The organism is Kribbella sp. NBC_00662 (genome assembly GCF_041430295.1).
Classification (GTDB): domain Bacteria; phylum Actinomycetota; class Actinomycetes; order Propionibacteriales; family Kribbellaceae; genus Kribbella.
This window is the reverse complement of sequence record NZ_CP109029.1, coordinates 5552134-5567057: the sequence shown is the minus strand read 5'-3', so window position 1 is coordinate 5567057 and position 14924 is coordinate 5552134. Positions and strand designations below refer to the sequence as shown.

13 protein-coding genes, 1 tRNA gene and 1 pseudogene are annotated in these 14924 nt (G+C 67.0%); 4 read left to right on the top strand and 11 right to left on the bottom strand.

Annotated features, from left to right (window positions below; all coding sequences use genetic code 11):
* Positions 1-27 precede the first annotated feature (27 nt).
* Positions 28-1779 (bottom strand): hypothetical protein, encoded by a 1752-nt coding sequence (locus OHA10_RS27745; RefSeq protein WP_371401687.1) that lies wholly within the window; start codon positions 1777-1779, stop codon positions 28-30.
* A gap of 246 nt (positions 1780-2025) precedes the next feature.
* Here OHA10_RS27745 and OHA10_RS27740 point away from each other — a divergent pair, with 246 nt between their 5' ends.
* Positions 2026-2508, top strand: coding sequence for an NUDIX domain-containing protein (locus OHA10_RS27740; protein ID WP_371401686.1), 483 nt, complete (start codon positions 2026-2028; stop codon positions 2506-2508).
* Between the two features lie 6 nt (positions 2509-2514).
* Here OHA10_RS27740 and polA read toward each other — a convergent pair whose 3' ends face one another.
* Positions 2515-5217, bottom strand: a complete 2703-nt coding sequence (polA, locus tag OHA10_RS27735; protein ID WP_371408000.1) for a DNA polymerase I — start codon at positions 5215-5217, stop codon at positions 2515-2517.
* Positions 5218-5321: 104 nt separating this feature from the next.
* Here polA and OHA10_RS27730 point away from each other — a divergent pair, with 104 nt between their 5' ends.
* Entirely contained in the window at positions 5322-5711 is a 390-nt protein-coding gene (locus tag OHA10_RS27730; RefSeq protein ID WP_134103949.1) for a hotdog fold thioesterase, read from the top strand.
* Here the strand turns inward: OHA10_RS27730 and OHA10_RS27725 are convergent.
* Positions 5674-6303 (bottom strand): N-acetyltransferase family protein, encoded by a 630-nt coding sequence (locus OHA10_RS27725; RefSeq protein ID WP_371401685.1) that lies wholly within the window; start codon positions 6301-6303, stop codon positions 5674-5676. The genes OHA10_RS27730 and OHA10_RS27725 overlap by 38 nt on opposite strands.
* A gap of 127 nt (positions 6304-6430) precedes the next feature.
* On the opposite strand from OHA10_RS27725, the gene OHA10_RS27720 reads away from it, so the two are divergent.
* On the top strand, positions 6431-7171 hold the full coding sequence (locus OHA10_RS27720) for a DUF554 domain-containing protein (protein WP_371401684.1): 741 nt from the start codon (positions 6431-6433) through the stop codon (positions 7169-7171).
* A gap of 18 nt (positions 7172-7189) precedes the next feature.
* Here OHA10_RS27720 and OHA10_RS27715 read toward each other — a convergent pair whose 3' ends face one another.
* The 8 genes and pseudogenes from OHA10_RS27715 to OHA10_RS27680 all read right to left on the bottom strand — a co-directional run bounded on the left by OHA10_RS27715 (position 7190) and on the right by OHA10_RS27680 (position 14749).
* On the bottom strand, positions 7190-7906 hold the full coding sequence (locus OHA10_RS27715; protein WP_371401683.1) for an ABC transporter ATP-binding protein: 717 nt from the start codon (positions 7904-7906) through the stop codon (positions 7190-7192).
* The gene (locus tag OHA10_RS27710) at positions 7903-8841 is read right to left on the bottom strand and encodes an ABC transporter ATP-binding protein (protein ID WP_371401682.1); all 939 of its coding nucleotides are present in this window, start codon (positions 8839-8841) and stop codon (positions 7903-7905) included. The genes OHA10_RS27715 and OHA10_RS27710 overlap by 4 nt, the downstream gene beginning before the upstream one ends.
* Entirely contained in the window at positions 8838-10553 is a 1716-nt protein-coding gene (locus OHA10_RS27705) for a branched-chain amino acid ABC transporter permease (protein WP_371401681.1), read from the bottom strand. Before OHA10_RS27705 ends, OHA10_RS27710 begins: the two co-directional genes overlap by 4 nt.
* Positions 10550-11407: a branched-chain amino acid ABC transporter permease gene (locus OHA10_RS27700; RefSeq protein WP_371407999.1), complete on the bottom strand. Its 858-nt coding sequence runs from the start codon at positions 11405-11407 to the stop codon at positions 10550-10552. The genes OHA10_RS27705 and OHA10_RS27700 overlap by 4 nt, the downstream gene beginning before the upstream one ends.
* Before the next feature lie 105 nt (positions 11408-11512).
* A pseudogene (locus tag OHA10_RS27695) lies at positions 11513-11866 on the bottom strand (branched-chain amino acid ABC transporter permease); the annotation flags it as partial.
* Between the two features lie 84 nt (positions 11867-11950).
* Complete coding sequence (locus OHA10_RS27690; protein WP_371401680.1) at positions 11951-13192, bottom strand: branched-chain amino acid ABC transporter substrate-binding protein; 1242 nt, start codon at positions 13190-13192, stop codon at positions 11951-11953.
* A gap of 180 nt (positions 13193-13372) precedes the next feature.
* Positions 13373-13954: an ANTAR domain-containing response regulator gene (locus OHA10_RS27685; protein ID WP_134098654.1), complete on the bottom strand. Its 582-nt coding sequence runs from the start codon at positions 13952-13954 to the stop codon at positions 13373-13375.
* A gap of 18 nt (positions 13955-13972) precedes the next feature.
* Entirely contained in the window at positions 13973-14749 is a 777-nt protein-coding gene (locus tag OHA10_RS27680; RefSeq protein ID WP_371401679.1) for a transcriptional regulator, read from the bottom strand.
* Positions 14750-14824: 75 nt separating this feature from the next.
* On the opposite strand from OHA10_RS27680, the gene OHA10_RS27675 reads away from it, so the two are divergent.
* Positions 14825-14897: transfer RNA gene (locus OHA10_RS27675), tRNA-Leu, on the top strand.
* Positions 14898-14924 lie beyond the last annotated feature (27 nt).

The following is a 14924-nucleotide window of genomic DNA, read 5'->3' as shown; positions in this document are numbered from 1 at the left end:
GCTTGATGATGAGCTCGCTCCGCTCGCTCATGCGTTGTACGTCTCGTAGGCGGCCTGCTGGAGCTCCAGATACGGCTTCACGCCGATCTTGCTGACCCGGTCCTTGTAGTCGTTCCAGGCGCCGTCGTCGTTCGGGTCGAGCTGTCCGGTGAGGAACTTCGCGAACGACTGGTTCACCTCACCCTTGAGGTTGGTCCGCAGCTCTGCCTCCTGCGCGGCCTGGTCCTGGTCGAGCGTGACCGGCGGGAACTGCATCTCCTGCGGCTGCTTGAGCGGGAAGAACCGCTCCTTGGTCTGCTCGTAGAGCGGCTTCTCGAAGGTGAGGTCGCCCGGCACCACCCGCTCGCCCAGCCGGAAGTCCTGCGAGCGGTACATCGGGTTGTCCTGGCCCCAGTTCAGGTTCTTCTGCGAGTTCCAGGTCGCGTCGAAGCCGTAGACCGCCTGCTTGCCGTTGATCCCCAGGTCACCCTTCTTCGCCCACGCGAACTTCGGGCCGCCGTACCCGCGCAGGATCGCCTCCAGCTCGTACTGCGCATCGGCCCACTGGACCAGCAGATCCGGCTTGGCGCACTTCTTGGTGATCACCAGGTGCGCCACCTCGACGCCGACGGTCAGGTAGTCCCAGGCGGCGTACTGGACGCCGTTCGGTCCCTTCAACGGCGGGCAGGCCTCGTACTGACGCCAGCGGGCGTTCGGATCCTTCTGGTCGATGTCGAGGAAGTTGCCCCAGTAGTTCGACCGGGCGCCGCCGATCAGCGGCTTGCCGGGCGCGTTGCCGTAGCGCTTCAGCTGGTCGCCGTCGGCGGTGAAGACGTCGCGGCTGATCAGGCCTTCCTTGTACAGGCCGTTCGCGTACTTCAGGCCCTCGCGCCACTCGTCCTTGTCGAACGCGACATCGACCTTGCCGTCCCTGACCACCAGCCACGGTTCGCCCGGGTTGTAGAGGAACGCGTTCATGAAGAACGGGTCGATCGGAGCCTCGTTGTACCCCGCGAACGGGATGGTTTTGCCGTTCCCGGCCAGATCCGCCTTCTTGAACGCGCGCAGTACTTCGCGGAATTCGTCGGTGGTCTTCGGCATCGCCAGTCCGACCTGCTTGATCCAGTCGACGTTCAGCCAGGCCCGGCCGTCGATGGCCCGGCAGTGGAAGCAGTCGTTGATCCCCGGGAACGAGTAGATCTTCTTGTCCGGCGCCTGGATCAGCTTGCGGGTCTCGGGGTAGTCCTTCATCGCCTGCTGCAGGTTCAGCGCGTAGGCGTCGATGTGCTGGCCGACATCGGTGAAGAGCCCCTGGGCGCCGTACAGGAAGAGCTGGGAGCGGGTGAACCCGATCCCGAGGAACGCGTCCGGGATGTCGCCGGCCGCGATCATCGCGTTGACCTTGGTCATCACGTCGTCGTCGGTGCCGCCGATCTGGCTCCACTCGATGTGCACACCGGTCTTCTGCTCGAGCCACTTCGTGAAGGCGTTGGTCTTCCAGTCGCCGATCGTCACGTCCTGCTTGACGACGATCTTGAACGTGACCTTCTCGGTGGTGAGCGGCTTCAGCGTGCGGGCGACCGGCCCGACGTACCCCTCCGGGTACTGCACGGTGGTCAGCTTCGGGCCCAGCGTCACGCTCGGGGCAGCCTCACCGGCGCCCGCGGCCGCGGCGCCGGCGTCGCTCTTGCCACTACACCCACTGAGCAGGCCGCCGCCGGCAGTCGCCGCGGTCAGGCCGAGTGCCCCCGCGATCAGTGATCGACGGCTGACTCCAGGGCGCGCGTCATCGTTCGGCATGGTTCCTCCTGGCGGCTGGTCGGAACAAAAGACGAAATATCCGAGAGCGATATCCGATAGGATCTCGGATCTTTGCCCCGGAGAATGACATAGAAAGCGCTTGCACGGAAGACCTCGCCGAGCACTGACCGAGATCGGTTCATCACTGTCGGTATCTTGCGCGGCAAGCGCTTACCACTTGCGCTCGACCCTTCAACTTTCTTGCGTCAAGAAACCCGCGCGGTGCCGTTCTATAGGGTGCTGGGCATGCCGACACCGAAGTTCATCCTCGACCTGCGAGCGAAGATCGGCCACGACCTGCTCTGGCTCACCGGGATCACCGGCGTCGTGCTCGACGACGTGGCCGATCCGGCCGAGATCCTGCTGGTCAAGCGTGCCGACAACGGCCGCTGGAGCCTGGTCGCCGGCATCCTCGAGCCGGGCGAGCAACCGGCCGTCGGCCTGATCCGCGAGATCCAGGAGGAGACCGCCGTCGAGGCCGCGATCGACCGCCTGGTCAGCATCGAATCGCTCCCGCCGGCCAGCTACCCGAACGGCGACCAGGTCCAGTTCCTCGACCTGTGCTTCCGCTGCCACGCACTGCGCGGCGAACCGCGCGTCAACGACGACGAGTCCCTCGACGTCCGCTGGTGGCCGCTGACCGACCTACCCGACCTGACGGACCGGGAGCGAGCGTCCATCAAGAACGCCCTCTCCCCCGACCCGACGCCGGTGTATGTGACCGCCTAGGTCGAGCTAGTGGGCGGCTTCGTGCCAGGTGCGGCCTACGCCGACCGAGACGTCCAGTGGGACGGCCATCTCGACGGCGTGGCCCATGTCGTGGCGGACCAGCTCCTCGAGGGCCTCGCGTTCGCCGGGGGCGATCTCGAAGACGAGCTCGTCGTGGACCTGGAGGAGCATCCGCGACTTCAGGCCGGAGTCGCGCAGGGACGCGTCGACCTTGAGCATCGCCATCTTGATGACGTCGGCGGCCGAGCCCTGGATCGGGGCGTTCAGCGCCATCCGCTCGGCCATCTCGCGGCGCTGGCGGTTGTCGCTGGTCAGGTCCGGCAGGTACCGCCGGCGGCCCAGGATCGTCTCGGTGTATCCGGTCTTGCCGGCGTCGATCACGATCGACCGCAGGTAGTCCCGGACGCCGCCGAAGCCCTCGAAGTACTCGTCCATCAGGCCCTTGGCCTCGTCGACGCCGATCTTCAGCTGCTGGCTCAGGCCGTACGCCGACAGGCCGTACGCCAGGCCGTAGTTCATCGCCTTGATCTTGGCGCGCTGCTCCTGCGTGACCGCGGACGGCTCGACCGAGAACACCCGCGACGCGGTCACCGAGTGGAAGTCCATCCCGGAGTTGAACGCGTCGATCAGGCCCTGGTCCTTCGACACGTGCGCCATGATCCGCATCTCGATCTGGCTGTAGTCGGCCGACATCAGCGACTCGTTGCCCTCGCCGACGATGAACGCCTGCCGGATCCGGCGGCCCTCCTCGGTCCGGATCGGGATGTTCTGCAGGTTCGGGTCGGTGGAGCTGAGCCGCCCGGTCGCCGCGATCGTCTGGTTGAACGTGGTGTGGATCCGGCCGTCGCGGGGGCTGATCGTCTTCAGCAGGCCCTCGACCGTCTGCCGCAGCCGGGTCGCGTCCCGGTGCGCCAGCAGGTAGGCCAGGAACGGGTGCTCGGTCTTCTCGAACAGCGCCTGCAGCGAGTCCGCGTCCGTGGTGTACCCGGTCTTGGTCCGCTTGGTCTTCGGCATCTGCAACTCGTCGAACAGCACCACCTGCAGCTGCTTCGGCGACCCGAGGTTGATCTCCTTACCGATCACCTCGTACGCCGAGGCGGCGGCGTCCCGCACTCCGGTCGCGAACCGCTCCTCGAGCTGCTCCAGGTACGGCCGGTCGACCGCGATGCCGTCGCGCTCCATGGCCGCGATCACCTGGATCAGCGGCAGCTCGACGTCCGCGAGCAGCGGAGTACCGGCCTGCTTCTCGAGCTCGGCGTCGAGCGTGTCGGCGAGATCCGCGATCGCGCGGGCACGCAGCATCGTGTGGTCCGCGGCCGGGCCGCCCTCGACGTCGTCGAAGCTGAGCTGGCCGTTGTCGGCCTCCTCGTTGCGCAGCTCGCGCTTGAGGTATCGCACGGTCAGGTCGGCGAGGTCGTACGCACGCTGGTCCGGGCGGACCAGGTACGCACTCAGCTGGGTGTCCGAGCTCAGACCGCCCAACATCCAGCCACGCTCCAGGAAGCCGAGGAGCGGACCGTTCACGTCGTGCAGCGCCTTCGGCTGCTTCTCGTCGGCGAGCCAGGCCTGCCAGGCTGCCTCGTCGTCCGGTGTCATCATCGTCGGGTCGAACCAGGCCGCGGCACCGGAGGTGTTCGCCAGCGCGAGCCCGGTGATCTGGCCGGTCCCGCCGCCCCAGCTGCCCTGCACGGCAACGCCGACGCGCTCACCCGTGCTCACGTGCTCCTTCAGCCAGGCAGCGACCTCGCCCGGCTTCAGCTGCGCGCCGTCCAGCTCGAACCCGTGGTCGACGGTCGCGTCGACCTCTTCGTGCTCGGCGACGAGCCGCTCGCGCAGTACGCGGAACTCCAGGCTGTCGAACAGCGTGTGCACCTTGTCCCGGTCCCACGGCGTCCGGACCAGGTCGTCGACCACGACGTCCAGGGTCAGGTCGCGGACCAGCTCGTTGATCTGCCGGTTCCGGATCACGTCGGCGAGGTGCTCACGCAACGACTCGCCGGCCTTGCCCTTGATCTCGTTCACCCGGTCGACCACGTCGTTCAGCGAGCCGAACTGGTTCAACCACTTGGCCGCCGTCTTCGGACCCACGCCGGGCACACCCGGCAGGTTGTCGCTCTGCTCGCCCACCAGCGCGGCCAGATCCGGATACAGCCGCGGGGGAACGCCGTACTTCTCCTCGACCGCGGCCGGGTCCATCCGGGCGATCTCGGACACCCCGCGCTTCGGATACAGCACTGTGACGTCGTCGCTGACCAGCTGGAACGCGTCCCGGTCGCCGCTGCTGATCAGCACCTCGAAGCCCTGCTCCGCCGCCTGCGTGGCGAGGGTCGCGATGACGTCGTCGGCCTCCCAGCCGTCGATCTCGGTGGTCGGGATCCGAAGCGCCTCCAGCACCTCCTTGACCAGCGAGACCTGCCCCTTGAACTCGTCCGGCGACTTGGAGCGGCCCGCCTTGTACTCCGCGTACTGCTCCGAGCGGAAGGTCTTGCGGGACACGTCGAACGCGACGCAGATATGGGTCGGCTGCTCGTCGCGGAGCATGTTGATCAGCATCGAGGTGAACCCGTACACCGCGTTGGTGTGCTGCCCGGTGGTGGTGGAGAAGTTCTCCACCGGGAGCGCGTAGAACGCCCGGTACGCCAGCGAGTGCCCGTCCAGCAGCAGGATCCGCGGTCGCCCGGTGGCCGGGGTCGCGGTGTCCTTGGTCATCGTCGAGGTGTCGGTATCTGGAGCCACACACCGACTCTAGTGGGTCCCACGGACAGTTCTGACACACTGCTTCCGTGACAGATGAAACGAACCTCGGACCGGGTATGGGCATGGAGGGCACGCTCCTCCAGCTGATGGGAATCGTTGTCAGCGAGGCGTCGCCCGAGCGGGTGGTCGCGACGATGCCCGTCAAGGGCAACACACAGCCGTACGGTCTCCTCCACGGCGGCGCGTCCTGCGTCCTGGCCGAGAGCCTCGGCTCGATCGGCTCCGCGCTGCACGCGGCGACGTACGGGAAGGTCGCCGTCGGCGTCGACATCAACGCGACCCATCACCGGGCGGTCCGCGAAGGAGTCGTCACCGGGGTCGCGACCCCGATCTACCTCGGCCGTACGACGACGTCGTACGAGGTGATCGTCACCGACGAGCGGGACAAGCGGGTCTGCACCGCGCGGATCACTTGCCAGCTGATTCAGGCTCCGCCGGGGAGCTGACCACGGTGCCGCCGACGGTGCCGCCCACTGTGCCGCTGAGCTGAGCGCGGCGGGCGAAAGCGGAGCGGCGCGACGAGAGCAGGGCCAGCAGGTTCGGCGCGTGCTCGGCCGCGAGCCGGCGACGCACCGTGTGCGTGTTCGCGAACCGCAGTACGCCGGCCTGGCCGAGACCGAGCCGGGCCAGGAACCGGTTCGCCTCGCGGGCGATCGCGGGCGCGACGACGGCAAGGTGGGCGCAGCTCTCGTGCTCGGCCCAGGCGACCGCCTCGGCGATCAGGGCCTTGCCGAGCCCGTGCCGGCGGGCCGAGTCGCTGACGTGCAGGTACTCGACCGCGACGGTGGTGTCGTCGTGCAACGGGCTGACGGCGGTCTTGCGCAGGTAGGCCATGCCGTGGATCTCGCCGTCCAGCTCGACCACCACGAGGCGGCCGAACGGGTCGTCCAGGTGCTTGCTGATGGCAACCTCAGCGGCGGCCGTCGACGGCGGTGCGGGCAACCGGGACGGCAGCCCGGCGGTGGTCAGCTCACGCCACAACGCGACCAGGGCGCCGGCGTCACCCACGCGTGCGTCCCTCACCTCGACGGCAGCCACCACAGCGACCTCCTGGGTCCGGTCCACCCCCGAGGTGAACGGACGGGCAGATACGCTCGTCCTCGCGCAACAGTAGGCCCTCGGGGGTCACATGCAAAGCTGACCATCGCAGTCCGGAGGGACGAGTTTGTTCATCGGAATCGGGACCGTCGTGAACGTCGCGACGGTGCTCGTCGGTTCGGTACTCGGCGTACTCGTCGGACACCGGCTCAGTCACCGCACCAGGGATCTGGTCACCGACGCGATCGGTCTGGTCACGCTGCTGATCGCGATCTCCTCGGCACTCACCGTCGGCGACAAGGCACTCAGCGACGCGGTCGGCGACAGCGCACCGGTGCTGATCGTGCTGGGCGCGATGCTGATCGGCGGGATCATCGGCTCGCTGCTGCACATCGAGGAACGGCTGGAAGGTTTCGGCGCCTGGATGCAGCGCCGGTTCGACCGCGGCGAGGGGCAGAGCACGTTCGTCGAAGGGTTCGTGTCGGCGTCGATGGTGTTCTGCGTCGGGCCGCTCACGTTCCTCGGCTCACTGTCCGACGGGCTCGGCCGCGGCGCGGATCAGCTGTATCTGAAGGCGGTTCTCGACGGGTTCACCTCGATCGCCTTCGCCGCATCGTTCGGCTGGGGCGTGGCGGCGTCCGCGCTCGTCGTACTCGTCGTCCAGGGTTCGATGACGGCAGTGGGCGCGGTGCTGGGCGACGTACTGCCCGATGCTCATGTGACCGCGCTCGGCGCCACCGGCGGCGTGATGCTGATCGGCGTGGCGCTCAGACTGCTGAAACTGAAGCAGGTAGCGGTCGCCGACCTGCTACCCGCCTTGATCGTGGCGCCGCTGCTGGTCCAGTTGCTCGTTGTCATCCGCAACTGAACCAGCAGCGACGGCCTCTCAGTCCTCGCCCAGATAGGCCTTACGGACCGAGTCGTTCACCAACAGATCGCTGCCGGAACCCGACAGCACGATCTTCCCGACCTCGAGCACGTAGCCGAAGTCGGCCCGCTTCAACGCGGCCTGCGCGTTCTGCTCGACCAGCAGGATCGTCGTCCCCTGCCGCTGCAGCTCGGTCACCGTCGACATGATCCGCTTCATCATGATCGGCGACAGACCCATCGACGGCTCGTCCAGCATCATCAGCTTCGGCCGGCTCATCATCGCCCGGCCCATCGCCAGCATCTGCTGCTCACCGCCGGAGAACGTGCCGGCCGGCTGCTTGCGCCGCTCCCCCAGGATCGGGAACAGCTCGTACGCCGCCTCCAGGTCCTTGCGGACCCCGCCCGGGTCCCGGCGTGCGAACGCGCCGAGTATCAGGTTCTCCTCGACCGACAGCCGCGGGAAGATCCGCCGGCCCTCGGGCGAATGCGCCAGCCCCCGGGTGACGATGTCGTGCGCCGCCACGTGGTCGATCCGCTCGCCCTGGAACCAGATCTCGCCGCCGGTCGGCCGGAGCAGACCGGAGATCGTCTTCAGCGTGGTGGTCTTGCCGGCGCCGTTGGTGCCGATCAGCGACACCACCTGCCCCTGCTCCACGCTGAAGCTGATCTTCTTCACCGCAAGGATCTTGCCGTAGGCAACTTCCAGGTCCTTGACCTCGAGCATCGCGCTCATCGTGTCTCCTCCCCGGTGTCGTCCTGCGGGGCGTCCTCGTCGTCCTCGCCGGTGCCGATGTAGGCCTCGATCACCCGCGGGTCGGACTGCACCTCGTCCGGGGTGCCCTCGATCAGGGCCTGCCCCTGGACCAGACACAGCACCCGGTCGCACAGGTTGAAGATGAACCGCATGTCGTGCTCGATCACCACGACCGACAGCCCGGAGTCCCTGATCTTGAAGATCAGGTCCATCGCCTGCCGGGTCTCCTGCGGGTTCATACCGGCCGTCGGCTCGTCCAGCAGGATGAGCTTCGGGTCGGTGGCCAGCGCGCGGGCGATCTCCAGCCGGCGCTGGTCGCCGTACGGCATGTTCCGGGCCAGGTGCTCGGTCGAGCGGCCGAGGCCGACGAACTCGAGCAGCTCCTGCGCCCGGGCCCGCGTCGCCTCCTCCTCGCGACGGAACTTCGGCCCGCGCAGCACCGAGGTGAGCGCGCCCGCGCTGGTCCGGCAGTAGCGCCCGACCATCACGTTCTCCAGCGCGGTCATGTTCGCGAACAGCCGGATGTTCTGGAACGTCCGGGCCATCCCCGCGCGGACCACGGCCCGCGGCTTCGGCGGCAACGGCGACAGCGCGGCGAGCTCCTGGACCGGCACCGCCTCCAGATCGAGCTCCTCGCCCTTCTTGCGCTTCGGGGCCTTCGGCGCCTTCCGCGGTACGCCGGCGAACCGGACCTGCCCGCTGGTCGGCTTGTACAACCCGGTGAGGCAGTTGAAGAACGTCGTCTTGCCGGCCCCGTTCGGGCCGATCAGACCGACGATCTCGCCCTCACGGACGGTCAGGTTGACGTCGTTGACCGCCAGCAGACCACCGAACCGCATGGTCACGCCGGAGGCTTCCAGGACCGGCTCGCCGATCGGCCGGGTGGCCGCGGGCCGGGACTCGGTCACTGTCATTTCGCCTCCCCGACGGCCAGGCGTTCCTCTTCGACCTCGACGGCAAGCTCCTCGTCCTCTTCGTGGAACTCGAGCTGCCTTCGTCTGCTCGCGACCAGCCCCTCCGGCCGGAACCGCATCATCAGCACCAGCAGCAACCCGAACATCAGCAGCCGGTACTCCGAGAAGAACCGCAGCTTCTCCGGCAGCAGCTTCAGGATCGTTGCTCCCAGCAACACACCGGCGATGGTGCCCATACCGCCGAGCACGATCGCGGCGAGCAGGAACGCCGACTCGATGAACTGGTACTGGTCCGGGCTGACCGCGGCGTCCTGGTGGGCCTTGATCGTGCCGGCCAGACCGGCCAGGAACGCGCCGACCGCGAACGCGAGCAGCTTCAGCCCGAACACGTTCACGCCCATCGCCTCGGCGGCCTTCTCGTCCTCCCGGATCGCCACCCAGCCGCGCCCGATCCGGCTGTTGTTCAGCCGGGCGAAGACCAGGATGACGAAGCCGATCAGGATCAGCAGGAGGAAGTAGTAGTTCGAGAACCGGCCCAGCTCGATGCCGGCGATCGCATGCTCGTCACCGAAGTTGAACCCGCCGATCTCCAGGTCCGGGATGCCGGGGACACCATTCGGGCCGTTGGTCAGGTTCGGGCCGTTGTTGCCGTCCAGGTTCCCCATCGAGAACCGGAAGATCTCACCGAAGCCGAGCGTCACGATGGCCAGATAGTCGCCGGAGACCCGCAGCGTCGGTGTGCCGATGATCAGACCGAGGACCGCCGACACGCACGCGCCGACCAGCATCACGACCAGGAACGGCGGCTTCCAACCGACGGTGGCGAACGCCGAGTTCGACAGCACCGCGGCCGTGTACGCGCCGGCGCCGAGGAACGCGATGTACCCCAGGTCCAGCAGACCGGCCAGGCCGACCACGATGTTCAGACCCATCGCGGTCGCGCCGAAGATCAGCACCTGGTTCGCGATCGACATGTTCGCGTCCGACCCGTTCTGCGTGAACGGGAAGAGGAACGCGACCACGAACGCGGACAGCGTGAGCACCTTGCGGTGCCGTTGCCCGACGTGACCGACGAACGACATCGTGCCGGTGCGGAACAACGCCGTCGCGACGACGGCGATGAACACCAGGCAGAGAATGAACGACCAGGCGTCCTGCAGGCCGAGCGCGTACGCCGCGGCGAACAGCACCGCTGCCATCAGGATCGCGATCGAGAGGATCTCGAACCAGCCCGGCAGTCTCGCCTCGCTCATGTCGCGCAGCTGCCGCAGCGGCAGCATCCAGCCCGAGACCGCGATCAGCAGCGCACCCACGAGAGAGATGTACGCGCCCGGGTTCACGTTGATCAGGCCGTCGGACTCGGTGCCGATCGCAACCAGGATCAGCACCATGTACAGCGTCAGACCGGCGCCGAGCGTCCGGAGCCCGAGCGTGACGTCCAGCCAGGCGCCGAGCCTGGTCAGCGGACCCTTCTCCGCGAGCAGCAGCACGAGCGACAGCACCGCGCCGATGATCGTGAGGATCTGCAGACCGCCGGGATAGAAGTTGATCGACAGGTCGTTCAGGATCGTCTTGTCGTAGCTCCAGGACAGGAACGAACCGACGATCAGCAGCACCGCGCCGGCCACACCCAGCGGCCACGCGATCGGATTGCCCGGCTTGGCCGGTGGGGCGTCCGTTGCCTCCGGCACCGGAGTCTTCACGTCCGTCATGCCCGGTCCACCACCCTCGCGCCGAGCAGGCCCTGCGGCCTGAACACCAGAACCAGAATCAGGATCACGAACGCCCAGACGTCCTTCCAGGTGCTTCCGCCGAACTGACCCGGGATGTACTGCGTGGCCATCGCCTCGACCACACCGAGCACGAGACCGCCGACGACCGCGCCGTACACGTTGCCGATACCACCGAGGACGGCCGCGGTGAACGCCTTCAGACCGGCCAGGAAGCCCATCCGGAAGTCGATGTTGTTGTTCTGCAGACCCTGCGAGACACCCGCGATCGCCGCGAGCACCGCACCGAGCGCGAACGCCACCACGATGATCCGGTCGACGTTGATACCCATCAGCCGGGCGGTGTCCGGGTCCTGCGAGACGGCCTGCATACCGCGACCGAGCCGGGTCCGGTTGATGAAGAACCACAGCAGTACGGCGCAGACCACCAGTGCGGCGACCGTGAAGATCGCGGACCGCTGGATGGTCACGCCACCGACCTGCAGCGCCGTACCGGTCACCACGTCGAGCTGCGGGAACGGGATGCGCTGCTTCGCGCTCGGCCACTCGACCTTGTCGATCAGCTCCTTGAAGATGATCCAGCCGAGCTCCGCGGTCAGCGCGGACGCGACCGCCGTGGCCGCCACGGCCTGCACGCTGACCTCGACCCGCGCGCCCTTCTTCGCGAGCCGGCCGGCCAGGACGCCGATCGCCGTACCGACGACGGCGCCGCCGACGACGGCCGCGACGACGTACAGCGCCGACACGTCGCCGCTGAGCAGCCGGACGACGATCCACAGCGCGACCGCACCGATCGCGCCGCCGAGCAGCGGGGCCCGGTCGTGCCACTTGGACACCGGGTGGTTGAGATTGACCTTGGCCTGCCGCGCGCCGACGACGTAGCCGACGGCGATCGCCAGACCGGCGAACACGACAACGGTCCAGCCCGGCTGCTCGTAGAAGAGCCGGATGAACTCCTGCAGGAACACCGAGATACCGATCGCGGTGATCAGCGGCGCCAGTCGTGGCGCGTTCCGCAGGGGACGGTACGCGACACGTTCCATCAGCACCGCCGTACCGACCGACGCGATCATCGCGCCGATGATCATGATCGGCAGGATCCAGACGCTGGTGTGACCGTTGAAGAACAACAAGTACGTGGTCAGCGCGCCGAACGCGCCGATCATGAAGACCTCGCCGTGGGCGAAGTTGATGAGCTGCACGATGCCGTAGACGACGGTGTAACCGACCGCGATCAGGGCGTAGAGCGAGCCCAAGGTCAGCCCGTTGACGAGCTGCTGGAGGAACTGGTCCACGTCGACCTCCCATCTGCCTCAGTTATGACACGCCACGGGGGTGGGAGGATCGCTCCCACCCCCGAGACATGAGGTCGACTTCGCTTACTTGTCTTCGAACGCCTTGGTCTCGACGGTGGCCCACTTGCCACCGGCAACCTTGTAGACGGTCAGCACCTTGGAGGTGGTGTCACCGTACTGGTCGAAGGAGACCTTGCCGGTCACGCCGTCGAACGAAACCTTGCTCATGGCATCGACCGTCGCCTGACGCGCGGACTCGACGTCCTTGGCGTCCTTCAGCGAGGTCTTCAGCGCCGCGATGATCGCGTTCGCCGCGTCGAAGGAGTAACCGCCGTACGCCGCGTACGGCTCCTTGTAGCCCTGCGCGTTGTAGTCGGAGACGAACTTCTTCGCCGACTCCAGCGAGTCCACCGGCGCGCCGACCGAGGTGGCCAGGTCGTTGTCGGAGGTCTTGCCGGCCAGGGTGATGTACTTCGGGTCGAAGATGCCGTCGCCGCCCATCAGCGGGACGTTCAGACCGGCGGCCTTCATCTGCTGCGAGAGCGGACCGGCCTGCGGGTACTCACCACCGTAGTAGACCGCCTGCGGGGCGGACGGCTTGATCGCGGAGATCACGGCCTGGTAGTTCGAGTCGTCCGGGTTGATGGTCTGGGCCGCGACGACCTGACCGCCCAGCTTCTTGAACTCCTCGGTGAAGGTGCCGACCAGACCCTGGCCGTACGCCTTCTTGTCGTGGATCGTGGCGACCTTGGTGATCTTCGCCGTCTCGTACAGGTACCGGGCCGCGAACGGACCCTGGACCGCGTCGGTGGTGCAGGTGCGGAAGTACGTCGGGTACGGCCGCTTCGGGTCCGTCTGCCAGTTCGCACCCTGGGTCAGGCCCGGTCCGGTGTTGGCCGGCGAGACCTGGACGATGTTCTTCGGCGCGAGCACCGGCTGGACCTGCTGGCTGACGCTGGTGTTCAGCGTGCCGACCACACCGATCACGTCGGGGTCGCCGGCCAGCGCGGTAGCGGCGTTCTTACCGGGGTCCGGCTTCGCCTCGTCGTCCTTCGGCACGACCTCGAGCTTCCAGCCCGGGATCGCGTTGGAGTCGTTGGCCTGCTTCACGGCCAGCTCGACGGAGTGCTGGATACCCAGACCCAGGGCCGACAAGTCTCCGGACAGCGGCGCGATGACGCCGATCTTGGCAGTCTTCGTCGAACCTCCGGAGCTCCCCCCGGAGTCGTTGCCACTGCGTGAGCCGCAGGCTGTCAGGGCCAACGACGCAACGATCAGCGACGCGCCGACCCTTACTACGGAACGCTGGTGCACTGTTCCTCCCATGTCTGGATAGTCCGGCAAATCCCCGGACTCTCGCGTTTGCCGCGAGCATCCGCAGGTTAGACCTCGGTTGGCTCTTCAGGCGATGTGACAGAGCGTGTGTTGTGAGGTCGTTACAGCGGTAAGCAGCATGAGGAGAAGTGGTTACTGTACGCCCGCTCAGCTCGATGAGCGGAGAGTGATTCAGTCGCTACTGCCAGCCTCGTCAACGACCAACTGCGCGACCTGCCGCATCGAAACTCTTTTGTCCATTGCGGTTTTCTGGATCCACCGGAACGAGTCCGGCTCGGACAACCCGAACTTGGTCTGCAGGATCGACTTGGCCCGATCCACCAGCTTGCGCGTCTCCAGCCGCTCGGCCAGGTCCGCGACCTCGCGCTCGAGTTCGGCGAGCTCGACGTACCGGGACGCGGCGATCTCGATCGCCGGCAGCAGGTCGGCCTTGGAGAACGGTTTCACCAGGTACGCCATCGCGCCGGCGTCCCGCGCCCGCTCGACCAGCTCCCGCTGCGAGAACGCGGTCAGCATCAGCACCGGAGCGATCCGCTCCCCCGCGATCTTCTCGGCCGCACTCAACCCGTCCAGCTTGGGCATCTTCACATCGAGGATCACCAGATCCGGCCGCTGCTCCTCGGCCAGCCGGATCGCCTCTTCCCCGTCACCCGCCTGCCCGACGACGTCGTACCCCTCTTCCGCGAGCATCTCAGCCAGATCCATCCGAATCAGAGCCTCGTCCTCGGCGATCACCACACGCTTAGCAGTCACGCCCACACCTTAGCGACCTCACCCCTTCGCCCCCACGAACCCGTCCAACACCGAGACCGCCTCTTTCCGACTGACCGCGATCACGTTCCGCCTCGGCCGCCGCCAGCCGATTCCGAGCAGATCCAGCGCATCGGTGAGAATCTTGCGAATGTCGTCCGACTCGTTCGAGAACATGTAGCGCACGTAGTAGTACCGCTTCCCGGTCGCCGGCTTACTCGCCCAGTTCACGAACCGGCACCCGTCCGAGTGAAACAGCCCCCGCAGCAGCTGTTCGGGGTATTTGGCAACAATCTCCCGCTGCCACCCCTCGAGCTCGATCTTCCGCAGATGCTTCCGCCCAGGACCGTGCTGAGGAAACAAACACGGCCAATGCTTCCAGCGCGCCTCGACCCGAACCGCTCCTCCACCTCCGCGGAGGCATGGGCTCGCGTTCGGCTTCACCCGCTTGATCGTCTCCGCAATCTCTCGGATGAGATCCACGTACCTCGCGTCGTTGATGATCTGCAACGTGAACACACCCCGCCGCGCTCGCGCAATCGACCCATCACCGAGATACCAGCCGAGCAGCAAGGCGTACGCCGCCTCGTCGAGGTCCGCACTGTCGCACCGAGGACACGGCGACGCTGGATAACCGCTACCGACCCGGATCCACCCGTCGCGTTGGTACCGCCGCCGCCACGTCCTGATCGTCTGCAGCGCCACACCGTGGATCTCCGCGTTGACCCGATCAGGCACACCCTCGTCGGACATCCGCAACGCCGACTCAACCGTCTCCCGCGATCTGAAGTGACGCACGCCACCAGCCTGTCGGCAGCCACCGACATTTTGGTGGTCGACCAGCCTCGTGGGTAGGATCTTCCAAGTCGGAATGCCCTGGTACCCCAACGGCAGAGGGAGCGGATTCAAAACCCGCACAGTGTGGGTTCAAATCCCACCCAGGGCACAAAAATCTGTCGGCGCCGCCTGCGAA

Bases quoted from the DNA above. Each gene is read 5' to 3' on its own strand.
- OHA10_RS27745 (WP_371401687.1), bottom strand. From the start codon at position 1,779: ATGCCGAACGATGACGCGCGCCCTGGAGTCAGCCGTCGATCACTGATC.
- OHA10_RS27740 (WP_371401686.1), top strand. From the start codon at position 2,026: ATGCCGACACCGAAGTTCATCCTCGACCTGCGAGCGAAGATCGGCCAC.
- polA (WP_371408000.1), bottom strand. From the start codon at position 5,217: ATGACCAAGGACACCGCGACCCCGGCCACCGGGCGACCGCGGATCCTG.
- OHA10_RS27730 (WP_134103949.1), top strand. From the start codon at position 5,322: ATGGGCATGGAGGGCACGCTCCTCCAGCTGATGGGAATCGTTGTCAGC.
- OHA10_RS27715 (WP_371401683.1), bottom strand. From the start codon at position 7,906: ATGAGCGCGATGCTCGAGGTCAAGGACCTGGAAGTTGCCTACGGCAAG.
- OHA10_RS27710 (WP_371401682.1), bottom strand. From the start codon at position 8,841: ATGACAGTGACCGAGTCCCGGCCCGCGGCCACCCGGCCGATCGGCGAG.
- OHA10_RS27705 (WP_371401681.1), bottom strand. From the start codon at position 10,553: ATGACGGACGTGAAGACTCCGGTGCCGGAGGCAACGGACGCCCCACCG.
- OHA10_RS27690 (WP_371401680.1), bottom strand. From the start codon at position 13,192: ATGGGAGGAACAGTGCACCAGCGTTCCGTAGTAAGGGTCGGCGCGTCG.